Origin of the sequence: Variovorax sp. KBW07 (assembly GCF_003852515.1) — a bacterium.
Classification (GTDB): Bacteria; Pseudomonadota; Gammaproteobacteria; order Burkholderiales; family Burkholderiaceae_C; genus Variovorax.
In genome coordinates this window covers 24,949-36,360 of record NZ_QAJK01000017.1, presented here as the reverse complement: position 1 = coordinate 36,360, position 11,412 = coordinate 24,949, and the positions used below count along the sequence as shown (strand labels likewise).

8 protein-coding genes are annotated in these 11,412 nt (G+C 66.4%); 4 read left to right on the top strand and 4 right to left on the bottom strand.

The features are described from left to right. Nucleotides 1-42: 42 nt before the first annotated feature. The 3 genes from DBV14_RS03600 to DBV14_RS03590 all read right to left on the bottom strand — a co-directional run bounded on the left by DBV14_RS03600 (nucleotide 43) and on the right by DBV14_RS03590 (nucleotide 7,157). Nucleotides 43-1,344 carry a UDP-N-acetylglucosamine 1-carboxyvinyltransferase gene (locus DBV14_RS03600; protein WP_124457831.1) on the bottom strand — a complete coding sequence of 434 codons (1,302 nt, stop codon included), beginning with the start codon at nucleotides 1,342-1,344 and terminating at the stop codon, nucleotides 43-45. A gap of 247 nt (nucleotides 1,345-1,591) precedes the next feature. Further along, nucleotides 1,592-6,793, bottom strand: coding sequence for an autotransporter domain-containing protein (locus DBV14_RS03595; RefSeq protein WP_124457830.1), 5,202 nt, complete (start codon nucleotides 6,791-6,793; stop codon nucleotides 1,592-1,594). Between the two features lie 169 nt (nucleotides 6,794-6,962). Further along, entirely contained in the window at nucleotides 6,963-7,157 is a 195-nt protein-coding gene (locus tag DBV14_RS03590; protein WP_124457829.1) for a hypothetical protein, read from the bottom strand. Between DBV14_RS03590 and DBV14_RS03585 the strand changes: the two genes are divergently transcribed. Next, nucleotides 7,156-8,268, top strand: coding sequence for a serine hydrolase (locus tag DBV14_RS03585; RefSeq protein ID WP_124457828.1), 1,113 nt, complete (start codon nucleotides 7,156-7,158; stop codon nucleotides 8,266-8,268). The two genes, DBV14_RS03590 and DBV14_RS03585, sit on opposite strands and share 2 nt — an antisense overlap. A gap of 181 nt (nucleotides 8,269-8,449) precedes the next feature. After that, a complete protein-coding gene (locus DBV14_RS03580) occupies nucleotides 8,450-8,866 on the top strand; it encodes a GFA family protein (protein ID WP_124457827.1) in 417 nt (138 codons plus the stop codon). Nucleotides 8,867-8,884: 18 nt separating this feature from the next. Here the strand turns inward: DBV14_RS03580 and DBV14_RS03575 are convergent, their stop codons facing one another. Further along, nucleotides 8,885-9,232: a hypothetical protein gene (locus tag DBV14_RS03575; protein ID WP_124457826.1), complete on the bottom strand. Its 348-nt coding sequence runs from the start codon at nucleotides 9,230-9,232 to the stop codon at nucleotides 8,885-8,887. A gap of 586 nt (nucleotides 9,233-9,818) precedes the next feature. Between DBV14_RS03575 and DBV14_RS03570 the strand changes: the two genes are divergently transcribed. Both DBV14_RS03570 and DBV14_RS03565 read left to right on the top strand, forming a co-directional pair. Further along, nucleotides 9,819-10,409, top strand: a complete 591-nt coding sequence (locus DBV14_RS03570) for a hypothetical protein (protein WP_124457825.1) — start codon at nucleotides 9,819-9,821, stop codon at nucleotides 10,407-10,409. Between the two features lie 68 nt (nucleotides 10,410-10,477). Beyond that, nucleotides 10,478-11,401 (top strand): hypothetical protein, encoded by a 924-nt coding sequence (locus tag DBV14_RS03565; protein ID WP_124457824.1) that lies wholly within the window; start codon nucleotides 10,478-10,480, stop codon nucleotides 11,399-11,401. The last annotated feature ends 11 nt before the right edge of the window (nucleotides 11,402-11,412 follow it).

Here is an 11,412-nt window from a genome sequence, read left to right as displayed (position 1 = left end):
GCGTCGCCCTGAATGACCCAAGCAACAGCAACGCGCCAACGGCTACTCCTCGCTGGTCCACTCCACCTGCACCCCCAGGCTTCGCAGGTTCTCGACAAAGCGCGGATGCGCACGACGAATCGGCGTTGCGTTGCGGATCTCCGAGCGCCCTTCGATGCTCGCTGCCACCATGAACAGCGCAATCGCCACGCGGATGATGTACGGGCTCTCGACCACCGCTGGCGTCAGCGGGTTGCCGCCGAAGGTAATGAGCCGGTGCGGGTCCGACGAGAACACGTGCGCGCCGAACTTCGACAACTCGCCCGTCCAGCCCAGCGCGCCGTCGTACACCTTGTTCCAGAACATCGCATTGCCCTGGGCACGCACGCCCAGCGCAATGAAGATCGGCAACAGGTCGACCGGAAAGTACGGCCACGGCGCGGCTTCCACCTTGGTCAGCACATTGCTCGTGAACGGCGTCTGCACCTTCAGCGGACCCGTGCGAATGGCGCGCGACCAGCCGTCCTGGTGCGTGATCTGCACGCCGAACTTGGCGAAGGTGCGGTCGATCAGCGGAAAGTTGTCGGGGGCGCTGTTGCGCACCACCACGTCGCCGCCGGTGATCGCGCCCAGCGCCAGGAAGGTCGTGATCTCGTGGAAGTCTTCGTCGAAACGGAACTCGCCGCCCTTCAGCGCGCCGCCACCGTGCACCGTCACGCGCGAGGTGCCCATGCCTTCGATGCGCACGCCGATCATGGCCATGAAACGGCAGAACTCCTGCACGTGCGGCTCCGACGCGGCGTTGGTCAGCGTCGAGGTGCCGTCGGCCGCGGCGGCGCACAGCACGAAGTTTTCGGTGGTGGTGACCGAGGCGTAGTCGAGCCAGTGGTCGGTGGGCGTCAGCCGGCCGGCGCTGCGCACCAGCAGCGAACCCTCGGTGCGCTCGACCACGCCGCCGAAACGCTGGAACACTTCCACGTGCGGATCGATCTCACGCACGCCCAGCGTGCAGCCCTTGACGTTGTCTTCCAGCCGCGCCACGCCGAAGCGCGCCAGCAGCGGCGGCACCAGCATGATCGACGAGCGCATCTCTTCGGGCAGGCGGTGCAGCGCCGCGTCGAACACCGTCTCGCGGTGGTGCAACTCGAGCGTGCCGCTGTCGTGGTCCATGCGCACGTCGCTGCCCAGGGTGCGGAAGATCTCGAGGATCTTGCGCACGTCGGTGATGTCGGGCACGCCATGCAGGCGCAAGGGCTCGTAGGTGAGCAAGGTGGCGCAGAGCACCGGGAGCACGGCGTTCTTGTTGGCGGAGGGGGTGATGCGGCCGCGAAGCGGCGTGCCGCCGTGCACGATGAGGTTGGACATGAAGAGGGAGGGGAAGAAGGCGAAGGAAACGAAAGGAAGCAGGGAATGGGCTGCGGACAATCCGCCGCCGGACGCAGGCACTTTACCGGCGGAAAGCGCCTCCCCGGTGCCGAAGTTGTAAGAACTTCAAAGCAAAGGCGAACGCAAAAAGAAAACGCAGCCGGCACCTCGACGGCACCGGCTGCGTTCGCATTGCGCTCGGGCGCCGGAGCGCTCCCCGCGCCCAGGCTCCCCGGCGTTCAGGCCCTTAGAACTTCCACAGCAGGTTGGCCTTGAGCCCGTGGTCCTTCATGCCGTTGCCGAACTGGCCGTTGTACGACACGCCCAGTGTCAGGTCCTGCTTGACGGCGAAGTCGAGCCCCGCCTCCACCACCGCGGCGTTCTTCGCCACCGGCACGCCGGCCACGGTGAACGCATTGCCGCCGCCCATGAACGCCAGCGCGGCCGTCTGCGACACGTCGCCGAAGGCATGGCGCCAGCCCAGCATGCCGCGCAGCGTGGCTTCCGTGCCGCCCAGGTCCAGCTTCGTGCTGGCGCGCAGCCCCAGCGTGGTGAAGGTGGTGCTGCCCGATTCGCTGCGGCCATGCAGCCCCGCCAGGCTGCCGCGCTCGGTGAAGCTGCCGGTGCGCAGGTTCACGTGCGCCAGGTTGACAAAGGGCTCCAGCGCCACCGTGCCCGCGTCGATGCGCCAGCCCAGTTCGCCAAACACCTGCGTGGTGCCCGCGCCGTAGCTGGCCTCGGGCGTGCCGCCCAGGCCGGTGAAGGCGATGCGGCGGCGCGTGTCGATGCTGTGGTGGGTAAAGCTGGCGCCGGCGCGCAGGGCCAGCGCGCCCCACTCGGTGCCGCCGTACAGGCCCAGGTGGTAGCTGTCGATCTTGGCGGACGACTGGCGCTCGTCCACGCTCACGCTGCTGCTGCCCGCGCCCCCCAGCACGCCCAGGCGCCAGTCGCCGAAGCGGCGGTCGGCACCGACCAGCACGCCGCGCGTGCCGCGCTTGGCCTTGGCCGCATTGCCGTCGCCCTTGGTGTCGCCCCACGAGCCGTAGGCGCGCGTCCACAGGCCGCCATTGGCGCCCTCGACCGTCTTCAGCTCGCCGGTGTTGCCCACGCCGCCCTGCGCCTGGCGCAGCCGGTCGGCGCCGGCTTCGCGCACGAAGCGGCTGTCTTCGACGAGCGCCGAGCGCACCGACGCATGCAGCTCGCCGGAGAGCTGGTCGAAGGCCAGGCGGGCCGTCGGTGCGTCGAGCTGCACCACCGCGTTGTAGAGCAGGCCACCGCCCAGGCTGTCGAGCGCCGCGCCCGACGCACGCTGGTTGAACGTGACGCCCACCGCCGGAAACGCAACCGTGTTGCGCACCAGGCTCAGCAGGACATCGCCGCCCTTGTAGCTCAGCGCCGGATCGAGGAACGCGAAGTTCGACGACACGCCGCCGAAGGTGCCCACGCGGGTGCCCGACGTGAGGATGGTGTACGTGGTGGTCGGGTTCCACTTGCCGTCGGCCGCCAGCACGATCACCGAGGCGCCGCCCAGCGTGGCGGTGCCGGTCACGCGCAGCAGGTCGCTCGCGCCGCTGGGGTCGGTCTCGACCTGGTAGCGCGAGCCCGGTGCAAAGGTGAAGTCGCCGTTCACGGTGAGCGTGCCGATGGAGTTGCCCGGGGCCAGCGTGGCGCCGCTCGCCAGCACCGTGGTGCCCACGCTGCCGCTGCCCTTCAGCGTCGAGCCCGATTCGACGTGCAGCGTGCCGCCGAGCGAACCGTTCACCGACAGCACACCGCCCGTCACCTGCAGGTTGCCGGTGAAGGCCGAGCCGTTGCCGGTGTAGCGCACCGCGCCGGCGCCGGACTTGGTCAGGCTGCCCTTGCCGGAAAGGTCGTTGACCATGGTGGCATCAGTGGGCTGCTCGATCACCAGCGCGCTGTCGTTGACGATGGCGCCGGTGCCGAAGCTGTTGGCACCGCCGACCAGCGTGCCCGCCGCGATGCGCGTGCCGCCGGTGTAGCTGTTGGTGGCCGACAGGCGCAGCGTGCCGTCGCCGTCCTTGGTCAGCGCACCGCTGCCCGAGACCTGGCCGCCGATCTGCAGCGTGGTGCCGGCGTCGGTGCGCAACGCGCCGCCGGGGCCCGACAGCACGACCGCCCGCGCCGTGGCAATGCTGGCCGTGGTTTGCAGCGTGCCGCCGGCCAGCGTGAGCGCGCCGCTCGCGTCGCCCAGGGCGCCGTCGGTGCCCACGACCAGCGTGCCCCGCTCGATGGTCCACGGCGTGACCTGCGTGGTGCTGCCGTTCAGCGTCCAGGTGGCCTCGCCCGATTTGCGGAACTGCCCGAAGCCGCGGTACTGCCCGCCCGGTCCGGTGGAAGCGACGTCGAAGCTGCTGTCGTCCGCGCCGCCCAGCGCCAGCGTGTCGGCCGTGCTGTGGGCCAGCACCAGGCCTTCGATGACCGAACTGCGCTCGATGGTGAGGCTGTTCACGCCCCCCGTGAAGGCGACGGCCGCCGCCTGCGTTTCGCCGTCGCCCGAGTAGCCGCCGGCAATGATGCCGGCGTTGGTCACGTGCAGGTTGGCGCCCGTGATGCCCGCGCCGCCGGCACCCATCGTGCCGGGAGTGCCCACGCCATAGGTAATCGTGCTGGGGCTGTCGCCGATGTTTTCGTGCTGGGTCACCGCGGTGGCGCCCATGCCGCCGTTGCCGCCCCGGACCACGCCGCGGTTCACCACCGTCGAGTCGTTGCCCGCGATGCCGGCGCCACCCGTGCCGCCGTTGCCACCCGTGGCGAGCAGCGTGGCCGCCGCCACGGCCGTGGTCGACTGGCTGTTGGCCTTGCCGCTGCCGCCGTCACCGGCCTGGCCGCCGGACACGCTGCCTTCGTTGAGGAACAGGCTCGCGCCGTTGAGCCATGCGCCATTGCCGCCATTGCCCCCGTTGCCACCGATGGCCACCGCGCTGGCCTGCGCCATGTTCATCGAGGCCGCCGCGGCCTGTGCGCCGGACCCGTTGCCGCCCATGCCGCCGCGCATTTCGGCGCCGTCGCGGTTGACGGCCGTGCCGCCCGCCGCCAGCACCAGGCCGCTGCCACCGGCGCCGCCCACGTTGCCGGTGGCACTGGCACTGGTCGCGCCATCGGGGCTCATGGCAAGCGCGAAGCTTTGTATGGGAGAAGAAGGGACCGTCATGGCCGCGAAGTCCGGCGGCGGCGTGACGCCCGCACCCGACCCGCCCTCGATGAAGCCGCGATTCTCTGCCGCGGCGGCCCCGCCGAAATACGCACCCGCGCCGCCGCTGGCGCCGACAGCGCCGACGACCGTGGCCGTGGCCGTCACGGAAATTCCGATCGCGCCGTTCATGGGCGCGGCCGTGGGCACGGCAACGATCCCCGCAAAAGCGGCGCCCAGGCTCGAAGCACCGGCGTTCCCGCCGCTCAGCGTGCCCTGGTTGACCAGCGAGCCTGCGCCTGCATAGGCAACGCCCGCGCCGCCGCTGCCGCCTGCTGCGTTGGTGATCGTGCTGTCGGCCGCGCCAAGGCTCAGGCTGACGCCCACCAGCGCCCCGCTGTCGCCGCCGTGGCCACCGCGGACGATGTTGTTGTTCTGCAATCCGCCAGTGCCCGTCAGCAACACGCCGTGTCCACCGTTGCCGCCGGCGCCACCCGTGCCGGTCAGGCTGCGCGCCCCGGGGTCGCCGAACGTCGGAATCAGCATGGCCGTGCTCGAAGTCCAGATGTTCGCCACGCCAATGTTGATCTCAGGCTGGCTGTCGCCTCCGCGCCCGCCGCGACCGCCGGCAATGACGCCGCCGTTGACGATGGTTTCGCCCGACGCCGACGTGACGGCCGAGCCCCCCGCGCCGCCAGCACCCACCGTCATGGTGACGCTCGTCGACGGGGCCGCGTCCGCGGTCGCGGGTGCCACGGCAAGCACCGGTGCTCCCTGGCCTCCTTCGAAGGGGTCGATGAAGGGGCTGACGTTGACGGCGCCGCCGCTCCCACCCCGGCCACCGGTGATGTTGCCGCCGCTTTCGACGACCAGTGCGCCCCCGGTGACGTTCACCCCCGTGGCGCCGGCACCGCCCGTGCCGCCTGTCACGCTCGGCGTGGGTATCAGGCCTCGCAACTGCGTGCTGCTTGCGCTGCCTCCAGTGCCGCCGCGGACCTGGCTGTCGGCCTCGACCACCAGCTTTCCGCCCGCGACGGCCAGCCCTGTCGTGCCCGCCCCGCCGTTCTGGCCGAGGAAACCGTCCGGCGTGGGAATGGCCGGGGTGGTCTGGCCGTCCGCCCCGACGATCACCCCGCGCGCGCCGTCGCCATCGCCCAGGCGCAGCGTGCCTTCGCGCACCACGCCGGTAATGGGCGTGCCGAATATGTCGCCGGTCAGCGTCCAAGTGGAACTGCCTGTCTTTTCATAGGCCTCGAAGCCCTGGAACCTGCCATCCGCCAGGCTGCCCAACTCGAAGCTGCCCGACTCCGTGCCGCCGAATGCCAGCGTGTCGGAGCTGCCGTTGGCAAGCACATTGCCAATGAGCTGCGAGCCGGCGCGCAGTTCGAGCCGGTTGGTACCGCCCGTAAATCGGATCGCATTGGCCCGCGTGTTCCCGTCGCCGGAAAGCCCGCCCGAAATCGTGCCGCTGTTGATGACTGTGAGATTGCTGCCGACGATGCCGTCACCGCCCAGCGACACCGAAGAGGCCGCCACCGCAGCCGCATCGGCCCCCTCGCCGGCACCGCCCCGGGCGCCGATGAGGGGCAGCGGAAAACCATTGCCCACGTTGCCGGAACGGCCGCCGTTGCCGCCCGTGATCGAACCCGCATTGGTGATGGTGGTCGTCGTGCCCTCCGGGGCGACGACCAGCAAGCCCGCGCCACCGCCGCCGCCGTAGCCGGCACCGGCCGGCGGAAACACCGATCCCGAAAGGTCGCCGCCCCGGCCTCCATTGCCACCAGCCACCGCGCCCCCGGCGTCGATCCGGACGTCACCGTGGGCGATGGTGCTGCCACCGCCTCCGCCCGCACCCGAACCCCATGCAGGTTCGATCGTGTTTGCACCGTTGCCGCCATTGCCGGCTGAAACCGCCGACGTGAGCGGCACCGGCCCCAGGAACACGGAGCCGCCACCGCCACCCCCGCCCGGGATGACACCCAGCACCGCCGCGCCATCGGCCCCGTTCGCGCCTGGCGCGCCGCCCGCGCCACCCAGGCCGGGAATACCGCTACCGCCCGAGCCGCCCTCGCCTGTCAGGCTGCTGCCGGTGGTCGGCTGGACCCCGAACCCGGGATAGCCGGCCTGCCCGCCATCGCCACCCGCGAATGCCGACATGCTGGCAATCACAAGCGACGCCGCGCCCAGCGTCAGCGCCGCGGTGCGGTGGCTCTTCTTTCCGCGCGCGCGGCTGTTTTCGGAGACGGCAACCCAGGCGCCCAGCGAAGCGTTCCAGAGACTGCGATGTGCTTTGTTCATATTTGTGAGTTCCTTGCGCGGGGAAGAAAAAGCCGCCCAAGAAACGTGCGACTCGTTAAAGAATGTTGATTTTTGTTAACTATTTGTTTCCGCGCTATCACCCGAAATAGGGATAAGGGCGAGATGCGTGCACCGTTGCGGCGCGCGGCGGCAATGCCCGGCGTGCGAGTCAGTGCACGGGGCGCTCGCGGGTCTCCCTTGCGCAAGAGAGACTTGTTTTGGAACGATGATTTTTATCGGGCTTCTGCTTCATCGCCATCGCATGAAGCAGGTATCCGGTCACCGGGATGACCAGCGCCACGCGATAGTCGTTCAGCTCCGACCAGAATGCAGACAACAACAAACACAGGGAGAAGAACGACATGCCGACAAGACGAAGCCTGCTCTGGGGCGCCAGCCTCATTGCGCTGGCCACCACTGCGTTGCTCGCCGGGTGCGCCCGGCTGCGACAAACGCCGCCCGCCGCAACCGTCGTCCGCGTGCCGGACGCCGTGCATTCGGAATGGATTCCGGCGGACCCGCAGGCACAGGGCCTAGACCCGGCCGCGCTGGCGCAGGTGCTCGACGACGGCGCCAAGGTGCCCGCGTTGCGCGCCCTGCTGGTCGTGCGAAACGGACTGCTGCTTGGTGAGCGCTACTACGGCGGTGCCACGGCGGACGACCTGCAACCGCTCAACTCCGTCACCAAGAGCGTGACCTCCCTGCTTGCAGGCCAGGCACTCGCGCGCGGAACGATCAATGGGTCCGGCGCAACTGTCGCGGCCCTGCTGCCTGAGGACGTGGCCAGGGTGCCGAACTCGCGGGCGGCAAAGGTCACGCTCGCGCAGATCCTCTCCGGACACACAGGCCTGCAGTACGACTGGCTCGCACAGTACGACGAACTCGAAAGCACGCCCGACCTGATCCGCATGGCGCTCAAGCTTCCTGCGGCGACAGACCCCACGGCCTGGAGCTACAACGATCCGGCCATCGCCCTGGTCTCACCGATGCTCGCGCGGGCAGAAGGACAAGACCTCGCCCGGCTCGCCGAGCGCGACCTCTTCGCGCCCCTTGGCATCGAACGCTATTCATGGCGACGTGACCGCAGCGGCCGAACATCGAGCCATGTCGGCCTGGCGCTGCGGCCGCGCGACCTGATGAAGATCGTCTGGACCATGGCCGATGCGGGCGCGTGGCAGGGCCGGCCCGTGGTGCCGCGCGAATGGGTCGCGGACAGCACCCGCTCGCAAAGTCCGGCAAGCTGGCGCGTCGCACCGGTCTCGGACATCGGCTACGGCTACCTCTGGTTCACCGGCCGTATCGACGGGCAACCGATCATCTGGGGTTGGGGCTATGGCGGCCAGTTCGCGCTGTGGGCTCCGGCCTTGCGTCTTGCGGTGGTCACAGCCGCGGAGTCGCCGCCGCCTGAGCAGGTGGGAGTGCAGACGCAGGCCATCATGGCGCTGGTGGCTCGGGTCGTGCGAGCGGCGCGTTAGCTCTTCACAGTACCCCGCGCTCGTCGGCGCACGCCATTCACGACGAACTTGTTACTCCCTGCCACGCGCCCTGTCCGAATAGATTGCTCATCACTCATCACCCCACGGCCTCCGAGGCACCCCGGCATGACGCCGGGTCGCATCGGAACCAGACGATGACTTTCTTGAAAGGACAACAGCAATGAACCACAAGGCCTACACCGGCGGTTGCGCATGCGGCGCAGTGCGCTACGAGATTTCAGGCGAGCCGATCTTCCAGAACGACTGCCAGTGCCGCGACTGCCAGAAAAAGAGCGGCACCGGCCACGGCTCGTACCTCGCCTTTGCGCGCGGCGGCGTGAAGCACAGCGGCCACGTCACGCTGTGGGACATGGTCGCCGACAGCGGCAAGGTCAAGACCCGGGCGTTCTGCCCCACCTGCGGCTCACCAGTGTTCCTGACGTTTCCGGCAAACCCCGATGTGTTCGTCGTGCATGCGGGAAGCCTTGACGATCCGGGGCGGTACAAGCCGCAAGTGGTCACGTACGCCGTGCGGGGGCACGCGTGGGACTTTCTTGATCCGGCGCTGCAGAAGTTCGACAGGATGCCGACGATGTGAAAGGAAACTGCTACGCCTTCATGTCAGCGCCTCGCACTGTGCTTCGATCCGCGCGTGAAGGAGACCCAGCGTTGCAGAGAGAAGCCGTTGCAGCGAGCCGCGTTGGGATGCGTCGAAAAGCGGCGCGGGGTCTGCATCGGACGAAGCGGCATCGCGCCGGTCTTCGTCCCAGTCGAGCAACTGGATCAGCGTTTGCGCGCCTTGCACTACATCGCGTGCATCGTTGAGGAATGCGGCTTGGCTTTGCTGGGAAGGGTCGAGTGAGTCGCCTTGGACCCATTCGAAGGGTTTGAATTGAGCGGTGGGGCGATAGGACACGCGCGCACAACGAGCGTCCGTGTTTGCGTTTGAAGAAGCATGGGCCATGGGCCTCCCAAGGATGTCGATTTGCCACAACCGACGCCCTCGCTTCCAAACAAGGGCGGCAGCTCGAACGGGTTGGAAGACCGGGACATCCTTGCGGAAACCGGCAGGGCGCGAGCCCTCCCGTTCAAGCCGCCTAAAAAATAGGCGCAAACGAAAAAGCCGCAGACCATGTGCGGTGACTGCGGCTTTCGTCGCAGGATGTCAGCGGGCTTCCAAACCCGGCCTCGCTTATCGCGGGGCGAAGGCAATGTAAGCGGTGTCGACGGCCGACGTCAAGGTTGTGAACTCACTGTGGTTGCAGCACGGCCATCCACTGAGTCTATGAGTTGCCCCTGCGGACAAGCCCGGATCACGACGGCCGTCCATCCGATGATGGGTCCGCCACAAACGGTCTTTCGCGTCACTGAATGACTGCATTAAGCTTCGGACATTTGCCGGGTCCGTCAGGCGGACTACGATCAGCCACTTGCGATCCAATCAAAATACGCTGCAGGGATAGCCCCATTTCACAACGCTCAATAGCAAGTTGACCTCATAAAAGGAGACATCTTTGCGGCCCCACCTAGCGATCAGCTATGCGCACCCCTTGCATGAGTCTGACTTCGAGCAGTTGCGCAGACTTCTAGCTTCAGATGGAACAGAGATTGAGTTTGAGCAGCGTAACGAAGGAGGGCCGTATGCCGGCCTAGAGTGGTTACTGCCTACTGCCGTAATTCTGTTCATCGGCAAAGCCTACATCGATGGCTTTGTAAAGGAGATCGGCAAGGACCACTACGCACTATTGAAGCAGGGGCTGAAATCTTTGTACGCGCGGCTTGTTGGACCTAGGGCACCGGCGCTCACTATCGTCAGCACCGCGGGAAAGTCCGGGGCCAAGAGTCCATATTCGTTGCTCTTCTCACTGCTTGCCGAAGCACCCGACGGCCTGTGTTTTAAGTTACTAATCAAGGCTTCTGCAACTGAAGCCGAGTACGACGCAACGGTGAACGCGTTCATTGCATTTTTGGACGCGTTTCACAACAAAGCGCTGCCCGCCGAAGTTGTTCAAGAGCTTCAAGCTGTGCGGGTAGTCGGGAAAACCTTGCTACTAGCCTACGACCCCATCAGAGGCCGCGTCGTGGCAGTCGATCCAATCGCGGAAAGAGTGCGACCGAGTCCAGACCTTCACGGAAACTGACGGCTCCCAGCCCTCCACTCCTAGCTGCAGATCATCTCTAATCGTTGATCCTGACAAGAAAGAACTAGATGAGTCTGCTACACGATATTCAAACAGCCATCCTTCAGAACAACGCGGATCTTGGCCCCATCCTGCTCAAGCTGAGACTGCTTGCCGCTCGCCTTGGGAGTCAACCACTCGCAGAATGGGTCAAGCATGAATCAGAAGGCTATCCACGTGGCGCCGATCTTCCAGAATACCGGGTGATTGCGGTCAGCTATACGGCTACATTCTTTGGACCATTTGGATCCAGCATACAGAACGCGCCCATCTCTCCATACCTTATCAAGAAGTTCGGCGGAGAGTCTTGGGCCCGATACGAAGTACGGCAAAGCATCGCGGCCATCGACGAACTTCTCAGTTCGTCCATCAAAGGTGGGCCACTTGAGATCAACGCGGCAAATCTCATTCATCTCTTGCAAGGGAATGTCTATCCAGACTACGCCTGTAACTCTGTGACTGGAGCGATTTCTCGAGCAGCGCTTGCCGAACTTCGGCATTCGGTTCGCAGTCGCGTCCTCGAGCTAACTATCGAGCTCGAGAAATCGGTCCCGGAAGCAAGCCTCGTTTCGCTGGGACCGGCCACAACCGCATCAAGTCAGAACTCAGCAGTTGCAACGCAGATCGCTCAGCAAATCATCTATGGCAATTTCACCTCAATCTCGGCAACGGGAGACGGTGCTCAAATTAGCGTCTCGGTTGGTGAGCGAGATGTTGAGGGGCTCGTGAAGTTTCTCGTACAAGGGGGAGTCGCTGAAGCGGATGCGCGTCAACTGGGGCAGTTGGTTGCCAGCGAAGAGCCTGAAAGCAAGACCGAGCCGTTTGGGACAAAGGCACGAAAATGGCTCGTAGACAATCTCAAAAAGGCGGCGGACGGAACATGGAAAGTCAGCGTTTCGGTGGCGACGGACTTGATGAAGGAAGCTCTCCTCAAGTACTACGGACTCAAGTGAGCCCCCTTTGA

Excerpts from the sequence above, each read along its gene's own strand:
- DBV14_RS03590 (WP_124457829.1), bottom strand. The coding sequence starts at position 7,157 with ATGTCGTTCTTCTCCCTGTGTTTGTTGTTGTCTGCATTCTGGTCGGAG.
- DBV14_RS03575 (WP_124457826.1), bottom strand. The coding sequence starts at position 9,232 with ATGGCCCATGCTTCTTCAAACGCAAACACGGACGCTCGTTGTGCGCGC.
- DBV14_RS03565 (WP_124457824.1), top strand. The coding sequence starts at position 10,478 with ATGAGTCTGCTACACGATATTCAAACAGCCATCCTTCAGAACAACGCG.
- DBV14_RS03580 (WP_124457827.1), top strand. The coding sequence starts at position 8,450 with ATGAACCACAAGGCCTACACCGGCGGTTGCGCATGCGGCGCAGTGCGC.
- DBV14_RS03595 (WP_124457830.1), bottom strand. The coding sequence starts at position 6,793 with ATGAACAAAGCACATCGCAGTCTCTGGAACGCTTCGCTGGGCGCCTGG.
- DBV14_RS03600 (WP_124457831.1), bottom strand. The coding sequence starts at position 1,344 with ATGTCCAACCTCATCGTGCACGGCGGCACGCCGCTTCGCGGCCGCATC.
- DBV14_RS03585 (WP_124457828.1), top strand. The coding sequence starts at position 7,156 with ATGCCGACAAGACGAAGCCTGCTCTGGGGCGCCAGCCTCATTGCGCTG.